This window comes from Microtetraspora sp. AC03309, from assembly GCF_020826795.1.
Classification (GTDB): domain Bacteria; phylum Actinomycetota; class Actinomycetes; order Streptosporangiales; family Streptosporangiaceae; genus Microtetraspora; species Microtetraspora glauca.
This window is the reverse complement of the sequence record NZ_JADDIL010000039.1, coordinates 47560-70190: the sequence shown is the minus strand read 5'-3', so window position 1 is coordinate 70190 and position 22631 is coordinate 47560. Positions and strand designations below refer to the sequence as shown.

Genomic DNA, 22631 nt, shown 5'->3' with positions numbered 1-22631 from the left:
GTCGCCATGCAGTTACCGGCCGGCGCGGTGAACGGCATGCGTCCGTCCGCGATCCCCGGACGTAGTTCTTGACAGGGTTGTCGAGCAGACGCACGGGGGCTCCGTGCCCGGTGCGGGCGCCGCATCGCGCGGCGCCCGCGACTGTGGTCATTCGGCGCGTACGCGGTCGAGATGGAAGGTCCCTGGGCTGAACCAGGCGAAGACGCCGCGCACGTCCTTCAGGTCCTCGCTCGTGCAGGACAGCCCGGAGATCAGGTCGATCTTCACCGTGGCGGTCGTGCCGGGGTTCTGGTATCCCCAGGCGGACTGGCACCAGGTGTGGCCGGGTCCGGTCTGGAAGGCGACGCTGGTGGAGGTGCCCGCCGCCCCGGACGTGAGATCCAGCTTCAGGGTGCTCTTCGTGGACAGGTCGACCGGTTCGGTGAGCGCGGCGCCGAACCAGCCGCCGCCGGTCGCATCCACGCGGAGGCTGTGCGTGCCGTCCCCGGCGTACTCGTCGGACTCGGCCACGGTCCCGGCGTCGGTCTGCCAGCTTCCCGCCGCCCAGCCCTGCACGCCGTCCTCGAAGGAGAACAGCGTGATCGCGGCGCTCGGGTCCGGTCTGACGACCACGGCGATCTCGGCCTGGTCGGAGATCCGGCGCCAGGAGTCGCGCACGGTGTAGGTCGCGGTTGCCCGGCCGTTGAAGCCGGCGGCGGGGGTGAAGGTCACCGTGCCCGAGGACGTGGTGAAGGTGCCGCCGGGGACGGTCAGGTCGGCCTGGCGTCCCGCGGTCGCCGGGGCGAGGTCGATGCTGTCGGGCACGACCCTGGCGCCGTAGGCGGTGTCGTTGGTCGTCACGTCGACGGTGACGGCCGCACCGTACGGGGTGACGGCGGCGTCGTCGTCGGCCACGGGCGGGAAGAGGGGCAGGCGTCCGCGCATCACGGCCGAGGCGTTGGTCACGGTCCGACATACCGGGCTCGGGCAATAGACGGTGAAGCCGTCATAGTCGGGGTAGAGCATGCCGTCGTCCCGCGCTCCGGCGATCATCCAGTAGGTGAACCCGGCGCCGCCGCCGAGGACGAAGGTGTCAAGCCACCGCCTGTAGACGGGGTTGCGGGTCGTCTTGTCCTGGAGCCCGAACTCGCCGAGCACCACGGGCTTGCCGATCCTGCGGCCATCGGCCAGGTGCCGTCTGAGCCAGGTGGTGCCCCAGGCGGCGTCCTTGCTCCAGTGGTCGGGGTACAGGTGCAGGGACAACAGGTCGATCGCGGGCAGCCTGGCCAGGGCGACGGTGTCGACCCCCTCCGAGCAGTCCTCCGTGAAGTCGGACCCGTCGGGGTGGCAGTAGAAGCCCTCGTCGCCGACGCTCACCAGGTGTCTGGAGTCCACGGACTTCACGTGCCGCGACATCTCGTCGGCCCATGCCGTGAGGGTGGAGGTGGCACAGGAGGGCGAGGTCGGGTAGTTGCCCGAGCCCTTGCAGCGCGGCTCGTTGGCCAGTTCCCAGGCCATGACCGTCGGGTCGTCCTTGTAGGCGATGCCGGTCAGCGGGTTGACCCGGTTGAGCAGATGGCTGATCCAGTCCTTGTACCAGCCCTTGATCACGGGGTCGGTGTAGAAATCGTCGTGGTGGTCGCCGCCCGCCCAGCGGACGTACTGGTCCACGCCGCCGAAGGCGCTCCAGTTGTTGACGAACGGGATGAGCAGTTTGACGCCGGTCTGGCGGGCCTTCCACAGCACGTAGTCCAGGTGTTCCAGGCCGTCGGCGCCGTCGTTGTAGACGGGCTTCGTCCCGTTCCAGTACTGGAAGTAGACGCCGTTCTCCTTGTGGTGGATCGAGTGCGATCCGTCCTGATTACCGATGTCGAGGGAACCCCAGGTGCGGATCACCGAAAGGTCGGCGGCCTTGGCCCGGGCGAAGACGTCGTCGACCATCGCCGTGGACGCGTACATCAGGTAGTAGTTGTTCGTCCCGGCGAACCGGAAGGGCTTGCCGGCCAGGACGAGACGGTCGCTCTGGCGGGTGACGAATCCGGTGTTCCCGGTCGTGGCGGCCGCCGTGGGGGCAGCGGCGACCAGCCCGGCGACCAGTGCGACGGCCATGACGGCCGCCCGTGTTCGTCTCATACGGTGCTCCTCGGAGTGGTTGGGGGGTGTCGGGCGCCTCACGGCGTCCGGGGCCTCGGTCGGGTCCGGCGGACACTTCCTGGAGCGGGACCGGGGCGGCGGCGCCGCGCGAGTCGGTCGCCTCCGCCTGCCGGCCCCAGTCGGTGCGGCCTACCCAGGTGATCCGGTTCGGTGAGGATGGCGGCCGGTGAGGTCAGCCCTTGAGGCCGGACATGGCGATGCCGCGAGTGAAGTGCTTCTGGAACAGCAGGAAGAAGACGACCGTCGGCAGCGAGGCGAGCAGCGACGCGGCCATGATCACTCCCATGTGCTGGGCTCCGGTGAAGGCGGAGTTGAGCCGAGCCAGCGCCACGGGCAGATTGGCCATCTGGTCGCTCTCCACGATGATCAACGGCCAGAGGAAGTTGTTCCATTCGTTGAGCATCACGAAGATCGACATGGCGGCGAGCGCAGGCCGTAGCAACGGCATGACGACCTGCCACCAGATGCGCCATTCCCCGGCGCCGTCGATCCTGGCCGCCTCGATGAGGTCGTTCGGAATCGACTGTAGGTACTGCACGAGGAAGAAGACGACGAACGCCTTGGGTATCGCCGGGACGATGTAGCCGAGGTAGCTGTCGGTCCAGCCGAGGTTGCGTACCACCAGGTAGTTGGGGACCAGCGTGGCCTGCCAGGGAATCATCATCGAGCCGAGGATCATCAGGAAGATCACTTTTCGGCCCCTGACGGCGTGCTTGGTGATGACGTAGGCGGCCAGGGAGGCGGTGAGCAGGGCGAGCAGGGTGATCGCCGTGGCGACGACCACACTGTTGATCGCGAAGCGCCAGAAGCCGAGATCGACCTCGGTGAAGCGCTGGAATAGGCCGGCGACATGTCCGGGATTGTCAGCCGTGGGGTTCCATTCAGGGTCGCTGAAGCCGACGGTCGTCGGGCTCTGCGGGATGAACGACGGGGGGTTGCGCGTGATCTCCGAGACCGGCTTGAAGGCCGTGATCGCCATCCAGTAGAACGGGACGATCATGGTGATCGCGAGCAGGTAGAGGGGCGCCTTCGCCCACCGTGCGCGGGAGCCGGTCGGCCGCGGGCGGCTGTGGGCGCCGCCCTGCGCGGACGGTGCCGTACGGGGCGCCCGCGGTTGGACGGCGACGGGCATCACAGCTCCCTCGTGGTACGGCCGATGCGCAGCTGCACCAGGCTGATGGCGAAAATGATCAGAAAGAGGGCCCAGGCGATCGCGGAGGCGTAGCCGAGCTGGAACTTGGTGAAGCCCATGTCGTAGAGGTAGGGCACGATCATGAGCCCGGAGTCGAGCACTCCGCCGACGTTGCTGACCTGACGGAAGACGATGTAGACCGCCTCGAATACCTGGAAGGCGGAGATCATCGTGGTGACGACGACGTAGGTGGTGACCGGGCGCAGCAGCGGCAGAGTGACGCCGGTGAACTGCTGCCAGGTGGTCGCTCCATCGAGCTTCGCCGCCTCGTAGTACTCCTCGGGGATGGTGTTGATGCCGGCGACGAAGATGACCATGGCGTAGCCCATGCCGGACCAGGCGGCCATCAGCACCATGATGGGGATGGTCAGTGAGGGGGTCGCCAGCCAGGCCACCGGGTCGCCGCCGAGCCAGCCGATCACCGTGTTGGCCAGGCCATAGTCCTCCGCGGCGAAGATCCAGCGCCACATCAGGAACAAGGCGATCGTGGACGTCACCGAGGGAAGGAAGAAGACCGTCCGCATGATGCGGTCACCCCAGCCCTGCCCCCGGAACGCGAGAGCCAGCACCAGCGCGAACGCGGTGGTGAGCACCACGGCCGTGAGCACATAGACCAGGGTGTTGGACAGCGCGTGCAGGAAGCGCTCGTCCTGGAACAGACGCAGGAAGTTGGCCAGACCGACGAACTCAGGCGGCTTGACTCCATTGAACGTGGTGAGGCTCAGGTAGAGGGAGTTGAGCAGGGGCCAGATCAGGAAGCCCGCGAACAGTGCCAGGAACGGCAGAAGCATCACGTAGGACGTCATGGATCGTCGCACGCGCCGGGCCCCGGTACCGGCGTGGGGCCCCATGCGGTGATCGACGGCAGCGGTGGCCATCGTGTCCCCTTTCGGTGGTTGAGGCCGGCCGCGCGTGAGAGCACGGCCGGCGGAGGAGCGGGAGCACGCGATCAGCCGGCGTTCTGCTCCATGATCTTGGCGGCGGCGTCCAGAGCGGTCTTGGCGTCGGACTTGCCGTAGATGACCTCCTGCAGCTTCTTGGTCACCTCGGCCTGGCTGGTCTCCCAGCCGGAGCAGTTGGGCGGCCCGTACCCGCTGGCGAAGGCGGCCTTGATCGCCTCGATCTGGTCGGACGTGGCGGGCAGGTTGCCGATGTTGTCCGTCAGGGGTGAGATCCATAGAACCCCGCGCGTCGCGGCGGCATCGGTGATGGCCTTCACCGCCTCGGGGGTGTAGAGGGACGTGATGAAGTCGGCGGCCTGCGCGGCGTGCTTGCTGTAGGACATGACGCCGACGATCCGGCCGCCGATGAAGGCGCCGGCTCCGCCGGGTCCCGCCGGCAGCGGCGCGGTGGCCCACTTGCCCTTCATCTTTGGCTGAGCGGTGTCGATGGCCTTGATCTGCCAGCTGCCGCCGGACACCATCGCGACGCCGTTGGCCAGTGCGGCCGGTGCCTCGGCGGTCTGGGTCGGCGCCTTGTGCTTCCTGTACAGGTCGGCCCAGAAGTTGAGGGCGGTGACGCCCGCGTCGCTGTTCAGCGCGGGTTCGCAGTCCGGCGTGTAGAGCGTGCCCCCTGCCTGGCGCAGGAAGTTGAAGTACTGCAGCCAGTCGACGTTGCCCCAGTCCATCGAGTACGGCACCTTGACGCCGTCCGCCTCGAGCTTGCCCAGGGCGGCGGTGAGCTCGTCCCAGGTCTTGGGCGGCTCGATGCCGGACTTCTCCAGCAGGTCCTTGCGGTAGTAGGTCAGGTAGACCGTCATGTCGAGCGGCGTGCCGTAGACCGCTCCGTCACGCGAGGTGATCGACTCCCACACGCCCTGCTGGGTCTTGCTCTGGATCGCGTCGGGAACGCCCTGCTCACGCAGGTCGACCATGCCGCCGAGGGCGCCGAACTCGATGCCCCACGACAGGCCTCCGGAGACGATGTCGGGCCCGGTCTTGCTCGTGGCCGCCGCGAGGACCTTGGCGTGACCGTCGTCCCAGCTCAGTGCCGAGACCTTGATCTTCACATCGGGGTGGCTCCGCGTGTAGAGGTCCGCGGCCTTCTGCACAGCCAGGGCCTCGTCTTCTGAACCGGTCATCCAAAACGTGAGCGTGGCCGGTCCTGCGTCCGGAGCCTGCTTCGGTTTCGGGCCGGAAGCGGTCGTACAAGCACTGGCCAGCAGGCTTATCGCGATGACAGTCACTGTGGCCGTGAGGCGCTTGTGCACGGTGTCCTCCTGGATTGTCGGGGGATGAACCAGAACGCTTAACCGGATAAGTGGCGGTAAATCTAGGAGGCGACACGATCGGTGTCAACGGCGCGTTATCGCTTGGTCCGCTCCATGACCCGGACATGCCGACCGAACACGCCTCGAAACGCCGAGGAAGCGGCCCGTAACCAGCACTGCCGCTGCCGGGACCTTCGGGGGAAGCTGCCAGGGTCGTGCCCGGAAATTCGCGGCTAACCGGTTCAGGTAGGAGTTCACGGTGAGACGACGTTCAGGACGAGCTGTCCACGCAGTCCTACGCCCTCATGCTCCAAGTGGTGGGGCGGCAACGCGGCGATGCCGCCCCGGGCGACGCGACGGGGCAGAGATCGGCGGGAGGGGCGCTAGGTCGTGTCCGGCACTGACTAGGACGCCTTGGCGCAGGTGGTGCCGTTGAGGGTGAAGGCGGTGGGGACACCGTTGGTGCCGGGCGACGAGTTGCCGTTCAGACCGAAGTTGACGGTCCCGCCCGCCGGGACGGTGGCCGTCCACGACTCGTTGACCGCGGTGACCTGCCGGCCGCTCTGGGTGGCTCTGGCGTTCCAGATCGAGTTGATGGTCTGGCCGCCAGGGAAGGAGAAGGTGAGCGTCCAGCCGTCGACGGCCGAGGTGCCGTTGTTCCTGATCGTCACGTCGGCGTTGAAACTGTGTCCCCAGTCCGACAGCCGGTACGTCACGGTGCATGCCGTCGGGTCGGTGGAGGGCGAGGCTGACGGCGACGGGCTCGGCGACGGTGACGCCGAGGGACTCGCTGACGGAGACGCTGACGGAGACGCCGACGGAGACGCCGACGGGCTCGCACTGGGTGAGGGAGCGGTGCCGTTCTTCGCGGCTTGCCGGTCGGAGTGGGCGCGGAAGGCCGCCAACTCCGGCGCCCCTTGGGAGACGCCGAACTTGCCGTCGATGCCGCGGTCCTGGTACCACCAGAACCCCGTGCCGTCGCCGCCCGCGTCCTCGAACGCCTGGAAGATGGCGTTCCACCACTGGGTCCGATCCACGTTGTGCACGTTGAACTCACCCATGTAGAAGGGCTTGCCGACGATCTCGTGGGACTCGCGGATCCAGGTGCGGACCAGTTCCTGGGTCTGGGCGATGGTCAGGGCCGCCCAGTCCTCGGTCGGGTAGGGGTGCGCGGAGGTGAAGTCGATGTACGGCGACTGGTGGATGTAGACGAAGGGGTTGCCCTCATCGCCGCCGAAGCCGTACCGCGTCTCGTGGGCCTCCAGTCCCGTGCCCAGCATGTGGTCGGGATCGATGCCCTTGACGAAGGCGCCCATCTCGTCCACCCACGCGCGCAGGGTGACGCCGGACTGGTTCTCCTCGGCGCTGACGCCCTGGTAGCGCGGCTCGTTCATGAGTTCCCACGCGAAGATCGTCGGATCGTCCTTGTACTTCAGGCCGCTGTAGTGGTTGGTGCGGTTGAGCACGTAGCCGACGTAGTTCTTGTAGGACGTGAAGCAGCCCGAACACCTGGTCTTGTCGAAGAAGGCCGCGCGCGCCGGGTGCCCGCCCGACAGCCCCTCCCAGCGCAGGCGGGTGTCGACGCCGCCGTAGGCCTCCCAGTAGTTCTCGAACACCGGTAGCAGCTTGACGCCATGATTCTTGGCGGACTGGATGATGTAGTCGAAGAGCGCGAACTGCTGCTCGTTGTAGACCCCCTTCTCGGTCTCGAAGCCGTGCCAGCTCTCGTGGTTGAAGAGCCATGTGCGCAGCACGGTGACCTTGTCGGCCTGCAGTCGGGCGAACTGGGCGTCGATACGCGACTTGTCCATGTACTGGGTTTCGGTGTCACCCGAGGCGCTGCCGTAGGTGAACAGGTCGTAGGTGTTGGCGCCGGCGAAGTAGAACTTCTTGCCGTCGAGGCAGAAGTTCACGCCGCACCGGTAGGCGAATCCGGTGGGGGTGGCCTCCGCGGCGGGAGGTCTCATCGTCACGAGGCCGGCTACTGCCATGACCATCGCCAGCGCGGTGGTCCAGACGAGTAGGGGACGGCGACGGGCAGTGGGGGGTGGGGGGTTCATGGATCATGTCTCCCTGGATTGCCGGGACGCCCGGGCGGCGTTGCGCCCGGAAGCCCAAGTAAAGAACTTAACCAGTTAAGTTTCAAGGGTTTCCGGAGCGTTAAGAGGCCGTTTCGCGCGGCGATCACAGTGCGGCGGCATGAGGTGGCGCGCGGCGTCAGGTCGGCCGGGCGAGGGCGGCGCGCTGTCCCACTACGGTCTCGTGGTCGCGGGTGCTCGCGCTTCGTTAGCATGCGGGCCTGCCCGACGCGGACATCGCCGGGATCCTCGGCAACTCGCCGGGGACCGTACGCGGCCCGGCCTCGCGGGCTCTGGACAAGCTGCGGATCCGGCGCCGGTCGATGATGGAGGAAGCGTGAGCACGGAGCAGGACCCCATCGGAGCGGCCAGAAGTGCCGCGGAGGGCGCACCGGAACCGGCCGAGTTCGGTGAGACCCTCGCCCGGCGCCGTGACCGCGGTCCGCGCCACCGCGTGCGCGTGCGGGCGGCCCTGGCCGTCACCGGGATCGTGGCCGTCGCGTTCGGGGTAACCGCCGTTGTCCGCGCCGCGCAGCGTACGGACGTCGCGGGACCGGGCGCGGCGTCGGCGACCCCCGGTGCGCCGGAGCGGGCGGCCGACGACGCCGCCCGGCAGGGCGAGGGCGCGCGTACGGTCTGGCCAGGAGCGGTCGCGTCGATGCCGAAGAAGTCCGCGGACGGATTCTCCTACCGCCCGGTCACCGCGCTCGGGCCCACCGAGATCCTCCTCACCGCGGAGCCGTCGCTCGAAAGGCCTGAGCGGCTCGAGGTCTACGACACGAAGACGGGCCGCAGCCGGGTCCTCACCACGATGGCGCCGGGAGGCGAGGGGTACATCGCGCAGAACGCGGAGGTGGGTGAGGACTTCATCGTGTGGTACGGCAGGAAGCCGAGCATTCCGGAGAGGTGGGCGGACTTCTGGGTGGTCCCCCGGCAGGGAGGGGACCCGATCCGGGTCGGGGAGGTGACCGGCGATCTCGCGGAGATCGACCGCTTCGGGGTGACCGGCGACCACGTCGTCTGGTCGGTCCGGATCGGCGGCGTCTACCGCATGCCGATCGGCGGCGGCGAGGCCGAGAAGATCCCGGGAACGGACGGGTTGTGGCTGGCGTCGTGGCCCTGGGCCCGGAATGTGCCGGCGGAGAGCGACATCGAGACGGGGCAGGTAGCCGCCAACCAGGACCTGCTGGTCGACCTGCGCACCGGCGCGCGGCGGACCATCACCCCGCCGCCGGGCACCACCGGTCTGCGCTGCTCCTCCGAGTGGTGCGTCGGCCGCCAGGGCGGGGAAGCCGTCGCCATGCGCGTCGACGGTTCTGACCGCAGGCGCGTGCCGTGGCATATGACGCAACCGGAGATCTACGGTGACCGCTTCGTCGAGGTGTATCGCGATACGACGAGCATGATCTACGACCTCGTCACGGGGAAGGCGGGCGGGATCACGGCGGTCAGCCCGGACGGGAGGTCGGGCTCGTACGGGCAGGGCACCTCGTCGTCGCCCACCCAGGTCTTCTTCTGGAACGCGGCCGGCATCGAGGTGAAGCGGACCTGCGCCCCGGCGGCGGGCGAGCAGCGGAAGGGACGGCCGGAGCTGAGCCCGTCTCCGGCTCCTCAGGCCACCGGATGCAGGACGAGGACGGTCGAGCCGGGCGACGACTACGACGTTCTCAACCTGGCCGCGATGCCCAAGGAGGGGTGAGCGCGGTGCCGTCGGGCGCCCAGCCCGCACCGCTCCGGAGGCGCGTCCCGAGGCGGCATGGCAACCTCGCGTTCCTCGCCCCCGCGGCGTCTCGCGGAACACGCGGCCGAGGTGCGGCACCGCGACCCGCATGATCCGGTTATGGCATGAAATGTGCGAAAATGAGCGTCTTGAACTCGTGGGGGTCACAGCGGTCACCGAATTCGTGTAGGGGCCGCTTCCCGCCTGTGCGTCGGCCACCCCGATGACACCGTCCCCGATGACACCGTCGGAAACTCGACGGTGTTCTGAGGGAGTACCGGCATGCGGCTTGACCTGGACGGATGAATGATCGGCACCCGCAGGGGACCGACGAGCCGGCACGTCGTCGAGGCCGTGGAACGGCGGAGGCCATCGTGCCGGGGGCGGTGGGGGTGCCGCCGGACCGTCCCGGCCTGCTGGACCGGGTGCGGCTCGTGGTGATCGCCTACGGGTTCGGCCGGGTCGACCCGCCGGCTACGGGCGGTGAGGTTTCTGCGGGGGATGCGGGCAGTGAAGGCAGACGGGGACGCCCGGCGGGTGGCGTGGGCGTGGGCGCGGGGGGTGTCCGCCGTGTCGGCCGTGCTGTCGGTGTCCCTGACCGTGGGCGGCACTGTGATCCAGTTTTCGCTGCCGAAGGAGTGGGCGCCGTGGCCGCCCACGGTGCCCGACCAGGGCGCGGGACTGATGTTCCCCCTGATCGGCGCGTTCCTGATCGCGTACCGTCCCCGCCTGAAACTGGCCTGGTTGATGTGTGTCGGCGGCCTCGCCTGCGCGGTCAACCTGATGATGACCGCGCTGCAGCTCATGCAGGCGTCGGCCGGCCACCTGGCGAGTGCGGGGTGGCTGCGCATCCTGGCCATCGCGGGCTGGACGGTCGGAGCCTGCACGCTGTCCGCCCTCGTGCCGCTGCTCTCGCCGGACGACCGCCTGCCCTCCCGCCGCTGGCTGCCGGTGGTGATCGTCAGTGTGGTCACGATCGTCGCCTACGGCGCGTGCAACATCGTGCGGCCGACGCCGCCCGCGAGCACGTACCGCTGGCCGGTGGTCATTCCGAATCCGCTGGCGATCGAGGCCCTGGCTCCCTACCACACGGCGTTGATGGGCTCACTGACCCTGCTGGTCAACGCCTGCATGGTGCTCGCCGTGCTCTCCCTGGTGGTACGGCTGCGGCACGCGTCCCCGACGGCGCGCAGGCAGATCGCCTGGCCGCTGGTCGCGTTCGTCATCTACGCGCTGTTCGTGCTGCTCGGCAACGACTACTGGCTGCCGGCGACAATCTGGACCGGGCTGATTCCGGTGGCGATCGCGTTCGCGGTGCTGCGATACCGCCTGTACGGCATCGACACCGTCATCAGCCGGACCGTCATCGCGACCGGCCTGATCGCCGCCGTCGGCGCGGTGTACTTCGGCACCGGCGCCCTGGCCGCGCTGCTGGTGTCGGGCTATGACCAGGTGGCGGGGCTGGTCGCCGCGCTGGCGGCGGGCGCGTTCTTCGAGCCGCTGCGCACGCGCCTGCGCCGCCTCACGGACGTGATGCTGTACGGCAAGCACGGCCAGCCCGAGGAACTGGCCAGGAGGCTGGCCCGCGAGGTCGGCGAGACCGAGCCGGTGCACGCGCTGGCCGCTGTCACGGCGGTGGTGCACGACGGCCTCGGTGTCACCGGCGTCGTCGTCGAGGTCGGCGCGTCGGGCATGCGGGTGGAGCTGGGCGCGCCCGGGCCGGACCCGCGCGTCGTGCCGCTGGTGTGGCACGGCGAGCCGGTCGGCCGGATGCTGATCGGGCCGCCCGGACCGCGCCGCTTCTCCGCCGCCTACACCGAGCGGCTGATCGGAACGGCGACCCTGTACGTCGCGGACGTCGCGCACGCCGTACTGCTGGCGGCCGACCTGCAGCGTTCCCGGGAGCGCATCCTGAGCGCGCGCGAGGAGGAGCGGCGCAGGCTCCGCCGCGACCTGCATGACGGCCTCGGCCAGGCACTCGCCAGCATGTCGATGACATTGAACATGGCCCGGCTGCGCCTGCGCGACGCGCCGTCTTCGGCTGACGGGATGCTGCGGGACCTGCGCAGCAGCATGGACTCGGTCAGCCAGGAGGTCCGCGAGCTGGTCTACGGCCTGCGCCCGCCCAGCCTCGACGACCTCGGCCTGCCCGGGGCGGTGCGCGCGCTCGCGGCGGAGCCGGGGCCGTCCGTCCAGGTCAAGGTGGAGGGCGAGACCCGCGACCTGCCGGCGGCGGTGGAGGTGGCGGCCTACAGGATCGCGCAGGAGGCGCTGACCAACGTGCGCAAGCACGCCGACGCCACCCGGGCCACCGTAACGCTGGCCCGCTCGGAGCACGCGCTGGTCGTGCGGGTGCGCGACGACGGCAAGGGGCTGCCCGGGATCCGGCGCTCCGGAGTCGGCCTCACCTCGATGCGCGAACGCGCCGCCGAACTGGGCGGCACCTGCCTGATCACCGAGGCCGCCGTGACCGGCACCGACGCCGATCGGGGGACGCAGGTGGTGGCCACGCTCCCGCTTCCCGGAGGCTCCGGCGCCGGGCTCTGGTGAGGTGAAGCACGGACAGCCGGTGAATGTGTCCGTACTGATCCGGCGCCACCGCAGGTGAGAGCCGCCGACCCGATCGCTCACCGCGGATTGTCGCCGCCGTCCTCTAACCTCCCGATCAATCGATCAAGCCGGTCTTATCTGGAGAAGGCGGACATGACCTACCTTGAGCTGTCTGAGGACGGCGGCGGAGCGCACAAGTTCTACGAGACCATCGTCTCCGGAACGCGGGTGACCATCACGTACGGTCGCATCGGCGAGGTGGGCCAGACCAAGATCACCGACTTCCCCACCGAGGAGAAGGCACGGGCCGCGGCGGCCAAGAAGATCAACGAGAAGGTGCGCAAGGGCTACGCCTCGGCGGTTCGCGGCGTGCGCCAGCGCAGGCCGGTCACTCACAGGACCATCGCGAGCACCCGCTCCACGGCGCAGCAGGCGCCGGTCCTCTGGCGCTTCGACAGCGGTGCCTCCGCCTTCGGCATCTTCGTGGACGAGGAGCGTTGCTGGGTCGGGAACCAGCGCGGCGACGTGTACACCGTCACGCACTCCGGGATCGTGACCGGCCGCTTCCGCCTCCCGGACGGCGTCAAGTGCATCGTGGCCGACGACTTCTGGATCTACGCGGGCTGCGACGACGGCAAGGTGTACGACCTGAGCGGCAAGGTGCCGAGGGCGGCCTACGAGATCGCCGCCGAGGTCGACATCTACTGGCTCGACATCCACGACGGCGTCCTCGGCGTGTCCGACCGCGCCGGGCGGATCACCACGATCGACTACGAGGACGAGTTCCAGTGGGCGCGTACGGGCCAGGGGGACTACGCCTGGATGGTCCGGTGCGACGAGGACGCGGTCTACCACGGCCACTCCGGTGGCGTGGCCCGCTACGACGCCTCCGACGGCGCCCTCGTCTGGCACACCTCGTCGGCCGACCAGGTGCTGTTCGGCTGGCAGGAGGAGGACGCGGTCTACGCCGCGACCGCTCGCAGTGCCGTCCACCGCCTGGCCAAGAGCGACGGCCGCGTCGAGGCCGTGTACAGGTGCGACGGGGGCGTCTACTCCTGTGCGACCTCGCCCGGGGGCCGCTACGTCTTCGCGGGCGACAGCCACTCCTCGGTGTACTGTTTCGCCGCGTCGGGGGAGCGGCTGTGGAAGCTCGGCACCGGCTGCGGGTCGGCGTTCTCCATGCAGTTCCTCGACGACCGTCTCTACATCGTCACCACGGACGGCTCTCTGGCCTGCATCGACGCGAGCGAGACGGCCATCGCCGCCGCGCGTGAGGGGACGGTGCCCGAGCCGGTCGATGTGAAGGCCGCCGCGTCGCTGCCGGTGGTGGAGCCGTCGGTCGTGCTGGAGACCGTCAGTCACGCCGGCGACGGCGTGGTCGTGGAGTGCGTACGCGAAGGCGAGCGGTTGCGCGTCCACGTGGCCACCCCGGGCTACGAGGCGTGGAAGGTGCAGTTCCCCAAGGACATCCGTGAGGCCGGCGCCCGTTACCTGGTCGAGGGCGTACGCCCCTCCGGCAGGGGCGGCTTCTACCGCACGTACGGCGAGATCAGGCGGCTCCTCTAGCGGGACGAGTCCCGCCGTGCGTCACCGGCGGTGCCGATGCGGCGGACGGGGACGCCGTGTCGGCCGCGACCGCCGGGGTCAGCGGCAGGTGAGGTGGAGGCGCCCCCAGGAGGTGTTGGCGTAGCCCCTGGGATTCCACAGCGTCGCCGGTGACTCGGGTTGCGTGGTGCCCGCCGAGTCCCAGGCACGGGCGACGATGTCCGCCTCGCCCTCGGACAGGACGACGGTGGTGCGCCAGTGCTGCCAGGCCCAGGGGCCTGCCGGCGCGTCCAGCTCCGCCTGGGTCCAGGTACGCCCGGCGTCCAGGGAGACGTCCACTCGGGCGACGCCGCGGCCGTCGCCCGCGAGCGCGTAGCCGGTGATCTCGGTCGGTCCGGGAGACACGGGGGAGTCGTGCTCGGGGAGCAGGATGTCGCAGGTGAGGGCGACCGGCCCGAGGGGGATGCCGGACCCCGGGCCGCACCGGGACGGGTCGGCGTCGGGAGGCAGCATGCGGTACGCGACGGCCTGGAAGTAGTTGCCCGAGGGATCGGCCCGGGCGGTGACGCGCTCGAGCCATTTCACGCTGCGGGCACCGATCCAGCCCGGCACGATCACGCGCAGCGGGGCCCCGTGGGCGGCGGGCAGCGGGTGGCCGTTCATCGCCCATGCCAGCAGCACCTCGCCCGCGGTGGCCTTGGCCACGGGGATGGAGCCTCCGAAGTGCCGGGGCAGGTCCGCCTGCCACGCCTGCTCCGCCTGCCACGCCTGCTCCGCCTGCTGCGCCACGTCCGGCGCCGCGAAGGAGATGTGCGCGGCCCCGGGGCGCAGGCCCGCCTCGGCGAGCACGTCGGCGAGGCTCACCCCGACCCAGGAAGCCGTGGAGATGGCGCCGGATCTCCAGGGATCCTCGCCTGGAATGTCACGGATCGCGATCAGTTCGGCACGGCGGTTGCCCGCGCATTGCAGCGTCGCGATCACCTCACGCTCCGGGAAACGGGAGCGCAGTTCCTCCAGCGAGAGTCGCAACGGCCGCTCGACCAGCCCGTCCACCTCCAGCCGCCAGGTGGCCGTGTCTATGTGGGGGATGGGGCCGTGGTTGCGGCTGTAGAAAGCGTCCAGCGGCGTGGTCAGCCGCTCCGCCAGGGCGCATGTGGGCGGCTCGGCGTTGAACGGCTCCTCTCCGTGAACGAGCATGTCATCCCTTTTGTCCCACTTCATCATGTTTTCCGGGTACCCCAGAGCGAGGGCGGTGATGCGTGACCGGCGGTCGAGCGACGTTCCCGGGCGCCTCGCAAGGGTAGAGCTGCGGTGTCGCGGACGGCGGGACCGCGACGGCTGTCGTGCCGGACGGGGCTGGGTCCCATATCCGCACTCTGCTGTCCCCGCACCGGCCTGACACCATGTACGGGGGCACGGGCCGCCTGAGGCCCGAGCGCCCTTCCAGAAGATGATCGAGCAGAGGTGTCGAAATAAGTGTGGGAGTTCGTGAGGAGTCGGCGATGACCATGAAAGAAACCGGCAGTGAGGCCACCTTCGCCGATCTGGGGCTCCGATCTGAGCTCCTGGACGTGCTATCCGCTTTGGGATACGAAGAGCCCACTCCGATCCAGAAAGCGGCGATTCCCCCGCTGGTACAGGGGCGTGATCTGCTCGGGCAGGCGGCGACGGGAACGGGGAAGACCGCGGCGTTCGCGTTGCCCGTGCTTCAACGGATGCTCCACCCCGGCGATGGAACCGGGCCGGTGGCGCTGGTGCTTGTGCCCACCCGTGAGCTGGCCGTTCAGGTCTCGGAGGCGTTCCATCGGTATGGCCGCATATTGGGTACCCGGGTTCTGCCGATCTACGGCGGCGCGCCCATCGGTCGGCAACTGCAGGCGCTCAAGCGCGGGGTGGACGTCGTGGTCGCGACACCGGGACGAGCTCTCGACCATATCGGCCGGACGACGCTCAACCTGGAGGGGCTGCGCACCGTCGTGCTGGACGAGGCGGACGAGATGCTCGACATGGGATTCGCCGACGACATCGAGGCGATTCTCGCGGCGACTCCCGACGACCGTCAGACAGTGCTGTTCTCCGCGACGCTTCCGCCGCGCATCGATGGAATCGCCCGCCGTCACCTGCGCGACCCGGTCCGGATAGAAATGGGGCACCCCGCGGCGGAGGGGCGCCAGGCGACGCCGTTGGTGGAGCAGAGCGCGTACCTGGTCGCCAGGGCGCACAAACCCGCGGCGCTCGGGCGCCTGCTCGACATCGAGGCGCCGACCGCCGCGATCATCTTCTGCCGCACCCGTGAGGAGGTCGACCAGCTCACGGAAGCCATGAACGGGCGCGGCTACCGTGCCGAGGCGCTGCACGGTGGGATGGAGCAGGAGCAACGTGATCGCGTGATGTCGCGGTTGCGGGCCGGGACCGCCGATCTGCTCGTCGCGACCGATGTGGCGGCGCGAGGCCTCGACATCGAACAGCTCACCCACGTCGTCAACTACAACGTCCCGTCCGCGCCCGAGGCGTACGTCCACCGCATCGGCAGGGTGGGCCGCGCCGGCCGTGAGGGAGCGGCGCTGACCCTGGTGGAGCCGCGCGAGCACCGCATGCTCAAGGCGATAGAACGGGTGACCAAACAGCGGATCCCCGTGGAGAGGTTGCCGACGGTCGCCGACCTGCACGCCCGCCGGATGGAGCTCACCCGCGCCGCGCTGGAGGAATGCCTCCGTCAGGACGACCTGGAGCCCTTCCACGTGGTGGTCGAGTCACTCGCCGACGAGTTCGACCTCATGGAGGTGGCGCTCGCCGCCGTCAAGCTGGCGCACGAGTCCAGTGGTGGCGCGCTCGACGAGGAGGAGATTCCCGAGGTGGCCCCGCGCACCATGGAGAAGCGGCGAGGGCAGAGGGAGGACGCTCCGGAGGGTCAGCGATACCCTCGCGCCCCGGCGGGTGGAATGGCACGCCTCTTCTTCAACCTGGGGCGCAGGGCGGGAATCCGGCCGCAGGACCTGGTCGGCGCGATAGCCGGCGAGTCGAGCTTGAGCGGGCGCGACATCGGCGCGATCGAGATCGCTGAGCGATTCTCGCTGGTGGAGGTGCCGCAGGCCGCGGCCAACGAGGTGATCGCCGCCCTCCGGCAAGCCACGATCAAGGGAAGGAAACCGATCGTCCGCCGCGAGCGTGACACACACGGCAGACGAACACGGTGATGAGGTGGCGCCCGCGCCCGCGGTGTCGCCACTGGTCGAGGTGGCGAGGCGGGCGGGGTGGCGTCCTACACAAGATCGTCTTTTCGGTCGGGCGGGAGACGGCTGATATGGTGTGAAACGCTTGTGATCGGAAGCTAGGAGACCAGACGTGGCAGGTGACGACGACATCTCCGGGTGATACCGGAGGTTGATCGGCCCCGGCAGGCGCGTATGACCGCCGCCGATGTGGCCGTCGTCGTCGTTCCCCGAATCCCTGTCCCGCCGCCGGGCGTCTTCGGCGCCCGGATCACGTACGTACGAGGTCTCTCGCATGTCCGATGCGTTCATCATCTGCTCCGACCTGTCCTTCTCCTGGCCTGACGACACTCCCGTCTTCAGTGACCTCTCCTTCACCGTGGGCGGCGGCCGTACGGGCCTCGTCGCCCCGAACGGCGCGGGCAAGAGCACGCTGCTCAAGCTGATCGCCGGCGAGTACCGGCCCGGTGGCGGCAGCGTGTCCGTCAACGGCGTGCTCGGCTACCTTCCGCAGAGCCTGCCGCTCGCCGGTGACCTGACCGTGGCCGAGGTCCTGGGCATCGCCCCCGTGATCGCCGCGCTGAACGCCATCGAGTCAGGGGACGCGAGCGAGGAACACTTCACCGCGATCGGCAACGACTGGGACATCGAGGAGCGCACCCGGGCCCAGCTCGACCGGCTCGGGCTCGGCGACCTCGAGTTCGCGCGTACGCTGCGCACCCTGAGCGGCGGCCAGGTGGTGTCGCTCGGCCTGGCGGCGCAGCTCCTCAAACGGCCCGACGTCCTGCTGCTCGACGAGCCGACGAACAACCTCGACCTCGACGCGCGCCGCAGGCTGTACGCCGTGCTCGGCGACTGGAACGGCTGCCTGCTCGTGGTCAGCCACGACCGGGCCCTGCTCGACCGCATGGACCGCATCGCCGAGCTGGACCGGGGCGAGGTCAGCTTCTACGGCGGCGGCTTCACGGCGTACGAGGAGGCGGTACGCACAGAGCAGGAGGCCGCCGAGCGGCACGTGCGCAGCGCCGAGCAGGAACTCAAGCGCGAGAAGCGGGAGATGCAGCAGGCTCGCGAGCGGGCCGAGCGCCGGGCGAGCAACGCCGCGCGCAACCTCAAGAGCGCCGGCCTGCCGCGGATCTTCGCCGGGAACATGAAGCGCGGCGCCCAGGAGTCGGCGGGGCGGGCGGGCCAGACGCACGCCGCCCGTGTCAGCGACGCCAAGGCCCGGCTCGACGAGGCGGGGCGCGCTCTGCGTGACGACCAGAAGATCGTGCTGCAACTGCCCGGGACCAACGTCCCCGCGGGGCGTACGGTCTTCCTCGGCGAACACCTGCAGGCCCGCGGCCTGTTCGCCGAGCCCGGCATCGATCTGACGATCCGCGGACCCGAGCGCGTCGCGCTGACCGGCCCCAACGGCGCGGGCAAGTCCACCCTGCTGCGCCTGATCGGCGGCGAGCTGGAGCCCGACGGCGGCACGACGAGGCGGGCAGACGGCCGGGTGGCCTACCTGTCGCAGCGGCTGGACCTGCTCGACGTCGGGCGCACCGTGGCGGAGAATCTGGCCGCGTTCGCCCCCGGCATGCCGGAGGCGGAGCGGATGAACCTGCTGGCCCGCTTCCTGTTCCGGGGCGCCCGCGCCCACCTGCCGGTCGGGGTGCTGTCGGGCGGTGAACGGCTGCGCGCCACGCTGGCGTGCGTGCTGTGCGCGGAGCCGGCGCCCCAGCTTCTGCTGCTCGACGAGCCCACGAACAACCTCGACCTGGTCAGCGTGGGGCAGCTGGAGAGTGCCCTCGGTGCGTACGAGGGGGCGTTCGTGGTGGTCAGCCACGACGAGCGCTTTCTCACGGAGATCAAGGTGGACCGCCGGCTCGAGTTGTCCGGCGGGCGGCTGCTGGAGACCGGAGGGCTCGCCGGCGAGTGACGCGCTGCTCGCCCACGACCTCGTAGAGCACTAGGCATGCGACTGGCGGCTGCGCCGTAGGCCCAGCCGCCAGTCCTGACGCGTCCGTTACGGGTTGACGGTGATGGCGAAGTCGGTGAGGTTACGTATGTTCGTGTGGTTGTTGGTCAGCTTGAGGTTGTTGAAGACGGCCGAGCCGACCGCCGGGCCCTGGTTGGGTTCCGGCATCTCGTTGGCCCAGATGGCGAAGCCGGACTTGGCGTCGTAGGCGTCACCGCTCTTCTGGGCGCCGGAGATCGAGACATTGGTGAACACCGTGTCGGTGACCGGGTTCTGCGGCTGCCCTCCCACGTAGTTGGTCTGGAACATGATGCCGCTGTACGTCGGATCGACGATGTCCACGTCGGTCACCCGGATCGCCTGGAACTTCTTCGACGCGGAGAAGATCCAGATCGCCGGGAAGGTCTGCGCGCCCCAGAAGTGCCCGCCGGACCGGACCAGGGAGATGTTCTCGAACTTCGTCGGTGCCGGGCCGAAGTCCCGCATCGGTATGCCGAAGTCGAGCGAGCTGATCGTGAGGCCGGAGTAGACCAGCGTGTCGGCGATGTAGACGTTGCGGACCGTGTTGTTCTGCCCTCCGTACACGGCGATGCCCGCGGCCCGCCAGGTCAGGATCGACGTGAGGTTCTCCAGGACGTTGCCCTGCTGGTCGGTGTTGGAGGAGTCGGTGGCGGCGAACAGCGCGAAGCTGTCGTCACCGGTGGCACGAGCCTCGATGTTGGTGACCAGGTTGTTTGAGCTGCCGTTGGTGAAGTTGCCGCCGTCGGCGAACGTGTCGCGGATCCGGGAGTTCTTGATCGTGAGGTGATCCACGTTCGCGCCCCAGTACATGCATACCTGGTGCTCCACCCAGATGTTGTCGATGGTCATGTTGGAGACGCGGGTCATGTCGAACACCTTGCCGGGGCCGTCGATGCGGCTGGTGTAGTTGCCGAAGTACGCGAAGTTCGCGAACGTCGAGCCGTTCGACGACGCCTGGGTCGACCAGCCGACGTCGGTGTTCTCCTGAGTGGTGGGGGAGAGGAACCTCGTGTACCAGGGGCCCGCGCCGATCACCTTGACGGACTTGCCGTACACCTGGAACTTGCCGGTCGTCTGGTAGTTGCCCGCGGGCAGGTAGACGCCGACCAGGTCGGTGTCCTGCCGGGCCCGGTCCAGGGCGTTCTGCACGTCCTGCTGGGTGAAGCCGGCCGGCACCGCGTAGTGCGCCGGATCCGGGTTGGCGATCGGGGAGACCTGCTCCAGGTTGACGAAGTCGATCGCGTACGTGCTGGTGTTCGCCGGGTCCTTCTGCAGTCTGATCTTGCTCCCGGCCGGGATGGTCGCGTTGAGCATGACGTTGGCTTCGTCGTAGATGTGCCGCGGCGATCCGGCGCCGGGCGAGTTGCCCGGACTGGCCTCGGCGCCGTACAGCCAGGCGTACTTGGAGGTCAGGTCGATGGCCTTGTGGAAGGTGCCGTCGACGTAGATGTCGAGCGTGGAGTCGGTCCCGCCGCCACCCGGAGCGTCGGGGATGGAGAACCGGGTGACCAGCGTGTTCGTGGGGGCCTTGGTGGTCCACTCGACGTAGGCGCCGTTCTGGTTCAGCTGGACCGCGCGGCGCCCCGACGCCTCGCCGTCGAGTGTGCCGATCTCCCTGCTCGGGCCCAGGACCTTCGCGCCGCCGCCGACCACGCCGTCCTCGGCCTCGTACATGTCGTACGGCATGTTGGCGCCGCGGCCGACGAACAGCGGCTGGCTGGTGGTGTTGTTGGCCTGCTTGACCGGCAACTCGTTGGCGTCGTTCGCGATGACCGTCCTGATGGTGTACTTGCCGTTCGCCGCGGTCCACGTGCCGAGCGAGACCGGGCTGGTGGCGGCGCCCGGAGCGATCGCGCCGTTGTGGGTGCCGGTGAGCGTCTTCACGACCGTGCCGGCGTCGTTGGTGACGGTCAGCGTGATGCCGTGCGCGCCGGAGGCCGACGCGACCGTGCCCTGGTTCTTGATCGCGACGGAGAACGTGACCGTGCTGCCGTTCGCCGGGTTGCCCGGCGTCCAGGCCACGGGCGAGGCGATCAGGTCGGAGCTGTCCACCGGCTTGACGACGAGCGGGGTGGGGTTGGCGAAGCTGTTGTTCGTCTCGTTCTGCTCGATGACGGTGCCCGCCTCGTCCGCCTTGGCGCTGACCGCGTAAGTGGCCGCGTCCCGGGTGCCGATGTTCACGGACACGGTGGCCGACGCGCCCGCGGCGAGCGCGCCGACGTTCGCGGTGCCGACCTTGGTGCCGCCGAGGTGGAAACCGACGTCGGTCGCGTCCGACGGTGCCGTCCCGATGTTCTTGACCACGGCCGACATCGTGACGGTGTCGGTCTCGGTCGGCGCCGAGGGCGACCAGGACATGGAGGTGACGGTCAGGTCCGGGTTCGGCGCGGGGACGCCGATGACCTGGAACTCGGCGACCTGTCCCGCGGGCGCGCCGCTGTTGGCGGTGATCGAGAGCCGGACGTCGGCCACCCTCGCGGTGACCGGGATCGTCACCGTGTTGCCCGAGGCGGGATTGAAGGTGTACACCGCCGCGGACACCAGGTTGGCGAACCCGGAGGCGCTCTGCCCCCGGCCGAGCACCTGGATGGTCTGGGTACGGGTGCTCCACACGCTGGACGGGTCGAGCTTCAGCACGATGGAGGAGATGTCGGCGTTCGCGCCCAACTGGACGGTCAGCGTGCTCGGGTAGCTGCCGCCCGCGCCCTCCCAGTACGTCTGCGCGTTGTCGTCGTTGGCGTTGGCGGCCACGAAGGTGTAGACGGAGGAGGAGGCGGTGATGGGTTTGCCCACGGCCATGTTCGAGCCACCGCCGGTGCCGTTCCGGGTGACGGTGGTGCTGGCGGGTGACTGGTTTCCGGCGGCGTCCTTGGCCCTGACGTAGTAGGAGACGGTCGCCGTCGCAGGCTGGGTGTCGGTGTACGTCAGGACATTCCCGGCCACGCTGCCCCGAAGGGTGTTGTTGGCGTAGATGTCGTAGCCGGTGACGCCGACGTTGTCGGTGGAGGCGGTCCAGGTGAGCTTGATCTGGCCGTCGGTCGGCTGGGTGTAGGCCAGGTTGCCCGGCGCGGTCGGCGCCTCGGTGTCACCCGAGTCCGGACCGTACACCTCGAACTCAGCCAGCTGACCGGCGGGCCAGCCGGTGTTGGCCGTGATGTTCAGCCGGATGTAGCGCGTCGTCGTGGTGTTGAAGGTGATCGTCGCGGTCGGGTTGAACGTCTGCGCGGCGGAGGCCACGACGGTGGTGAACGTGCCGTCGGTGCTGCCCTGCACGGAGAGCGTCTGCGTCCGGCTCTCCCAGCTCGACGGCAGCTTGAGAACCAGCTTGTTGACGCTGACCGCCGCGCCCAGGTCGACCTGGATCCACTGCGGGAACGCGTTGTTCGCGCTCTCCCAGTAGGTGGACTGGTTGCCGTCGCCCGCGTTGCCCGCGACGTATTCGTCCTTGGAACTGCTGGCCGAGATCACCTTGCCCGCGGCCAGGTTGGGGTCAGCGGCAGCGGAGGCGGGCAAGGCGGGCCAGCCGACCATGACCAGGGCGGCGGCGAGTACCGCCGCGATCAGGCGTAAGAGGGGAGGCGAGTGCTTCATGGGGGGTGCTACCTCTCGTCGACCTCGAACTTGACAGAGTGGCGCCTAATCACGGCGGGGCACCTTGAACGGTGAGATCAGGCGCTGCTGCCCGAACCATAAGATGACAGATAGGAATCCGCAATGTTTCAACTTCACTTCGCAAAAAGTCTACGAACTCGCGGAATCATCTCTGAGAGGTGCGTCGCTGGTCAGGGATGGCGTGGCATATGCGCATCTGCGTAAACAGCGACCGCAAAGCTTGCTGTATCAGGCGCGCGAATTCATGCAACTATTTGCGCATCTCGCCGCAAGATTTGCGTGACCTGATGGGCGATCTCGTGACAGGCGGTGTCAAGGTCGCACCTTCCACCGGCTGAGAGGTCCTCAAGGCCGGCACCAGTTCATCGGTGGCCCGGAGCACCTCGACGTCCTGCCTCG

General features: G+C 69.1%; 12 protein-coding genes. 5 read left to right on the top strand and 7 right to left on the bottom strand.

Annotated elements, in window-relative coordinates; translation table 11 throughout:
* Positions 1-147 precede the first annotated feature (147 nt).
* The 5 genes from IMZ11_RS23210 to IMZ11_RS23190 all read right to left on the bottom strand — a co-directional run bounded on the left by IMZ11_RS23210 (position 148) and on the right by IMZ11_RS23190 (position 7594).
* Positions 148-2112, bottom strand: a complete 1965-nt coding sequence (locus tag IMZ11_RS23210) for a cellulase family glycosylhydrolase (protein ID WP_228644458.1) — start codon at positions 2110-2112, stop codon at positions 148-150.
* Positions 2113-2305: 193 nt separating this feature from the next.
* Positions 2306-3265, bottom strand: a complete 960-nt coding sequence (locus tag IMZ11_RS23205) for a carbohydrate ABC transporter permease (protein WP_228644457.1) — start codon at positions 3263-3265, stop codon at positions 2306-2308.
* A complete protein-coding gene (locus IMZ11_RS23200) occupies positions 3265-4203 on the bottom strand; it encodes a carbohydrate ABC transporter permease (RefSeq protein ID WP_228644456.1) in 939 nt (312 codons plus the stop codon). Before IMZ11_RS23200 ends, IMZ11_RS23205 begins: the two co-directional genes overlap by 1 nt.
* 71 nt (positions 4204-4274) lie before the next feature.
* Positions 4275-5405, bottom strand: a complete 1131-nt coding sequence (locus IMZ11_RS23195) for an extracellular solute-binding protein (protein WP_228644455.1) — start codon at positions 5403-5405, stop codon at positions 4275-4277.
* Positions 5406-5938: 533 nt separating this feature from the next.
* Positions 5939-7594, bottom strand: coding sequence for a cellulose binding domain-containing protein (locus tag IMZ11_RS23190; protein WP_228644454.1), 1656 nt, complete (start codon positions 7592-7594; stop codon positions 5939-5941).
* Positions 7595-7949: 355 nt separating this feature from the next.
* On the opposite strand from IMZ11_RS23190, the gene IMZ11_RS23185 reads away from it, so the two are divergent.
* The 3 genes from IMZ11_RS23185 (at position 7950) to IMZ11_RS23175 (ending at position 13448) form a co-directional block, all read left to right on the top strand.
* Entirely contained in the window at positions 7950-9311 is a 1362-nt protein-coding gene (locus IMZ11_RS23185; protein ID WP_228644453.1) for a hypothetical protein, read from the top strand.
* Positions 9312-9842: 531 nt separating this feature from the next.
* Positions 9843-11882, top strand: coding sequence for a sensor histidine kinase (locus tag IMZ11_RS46275; protein WP_228644452.1), 2040 nt, complete (start codon positions 9843-9845; stop codon positions 11880-11882).
* A gap of 153 nt (positions 11883-12035) precedes the next feature.
* Positions 12036-13448 carry a WGR domain-containing protein gene (locus tag IMZ11_RS23175; protein ID WP_228644451.1) on the top strand — a complete coding sequence of 471 codons (1413 nt, stop codon included), beginning with the start codon at positions 12036-12038 and terminating at the stop codon, positions 13446-13448.
* A gap of 78 nt (positions 13449-13526) precedes the next feature.
* On the opposite strand, the gene IMZ11_RS23170 is transcribed toward IMZ11_RS23175, so the two are convergent.
* Positions 13527-14624 carry a sulfite oxidase gene (locus IMZ11_RS23170; RefSeq protein WP_228644450.1) on the bottom strand — a complete coding sequence of 366 codons (1098 nt, stop codon included), beginning with the start codon at positions 14622-14624 and terminating at the stop codon, positions 13527-13529.
* Between the two features lie 305 nt (positions 14625-14929).
* On the opposite strand from IMZ11_RS23170, the gene IMZ11_RS23165 reads away from it, so the two are divergent.
* Entirely contained in the window at positions 14930-16624 is a 1695-nt protein-coding gene (locus IMZ11_RS23165) for a DEAD/DEAH box helicase (RefSeq protein ID WP_228644449.1), read from the top strand.
* Positions 16625-16934: 310 nt separating this feature from the next.
* Positions 16935-18560: an ABC-F family ATP-binding cassette domain-containing protein gene (locus IMZ11_RS23160; protein WP_228644448.1), complete on the top strand. Its 1626-nt coding sequence runs from the start codon at positions 16935-16937 to the stop codon at positions 18558-18560.
* A gap of 87 nt (positions 18561-18647) precedes the next feature.
* On the opposite strand, the gene IMZ11_RS23155 is transcribed toward IMZ11_RS23160, so the two are convergent.
* A complete protein-coding gene (locus IMZ11_RS23155; protein ID WP_228644447.1) occupies positions 18648-22211 on the bottom strand; it encodes a discoidin domain-containing protein in 3564 nt (1187 codons plus the stop codon).
* Between the last annotated feature and the right edge of the window lie 420 nt (positions 22212-22631).

Excerpts from the sequence above, each read along its gene's own strand:
- IMZ11_RS23170 (WP_228644450.1), bottom strand. The coding sequence starts at position 14,624 with ATGCTCGTTCACGGAGAGGAGCCGTTCAACGCCGAGCCGCCCACATGC.
- IMZ11_RS23205 (WP_228644457.1), bottom strand. The coding sequence starts at position 3,265 with ATGCCCGTCGCCGTCCAACCGCGGGCGCCCCGTACGGCACCGTCCGCG.
- IMZ11_RS23195 (WP_228644455.1), bottom strand. The coding sequence starts at position 5,405 with ATGACCGGTTCAGAAGACGAGGCCCTGGCTGTGCAGAAGGCCGCGGAC.
- IMZ11_RS23190 (WP_228644454.1), bottom strand. The coding sequence starts at position 7,594 with ATGAACCCCCCACCCCCCACTGCCCGTCGCCGTCCCCTACTCGTCTGG.
- IMZ11_RS23165 (WP_228644449.1), top strand. The coding sequence starts at position 14,930 with ATGACCATGAAAGAAACCGGCAGTGAGGCCACCTTCGCCGATCTGGGG.
- IMZ11_RS23160 (WP_228644448.1), top strand. The coding sequence starts at position 16,935 with ATGTCCGATGCGTTCATCATCTGCTCCGACCTGTCCTTCTCCTGGCCT.
- IMZ11_RS23200 (WP_228644456.1), bottom strand. The coding sequence starts at position 4,203 with ATGGCCACCGCTGCCGTCGATCACCGCATGGGGCCCCACGCCGGTACC.
- IMZ11_RS23155 (WP_228644447.1), bottom strand. The coding sequence starts at position 22,211 with ATGAAGCACTCGCCTCCCCTCTTACGCCTGATCGCGGCGGTACTCGCC.
- IMZ11_RS23210 (WP_228644458.1), bottom strand. The coding sequence starts at position 2,112 with ATGAGACGAACACGGGCGGCCGTCATGGCCGTCGCACTGGTCGCCGGG.
- IMZ11_RS23175 (WP_228644451.1), top strand. The coding sequence starts at position 12,036 with ATGACCTACCTTGAGCTGTCTGAGGACGGCGGCGGAGCGCACAAGTTC.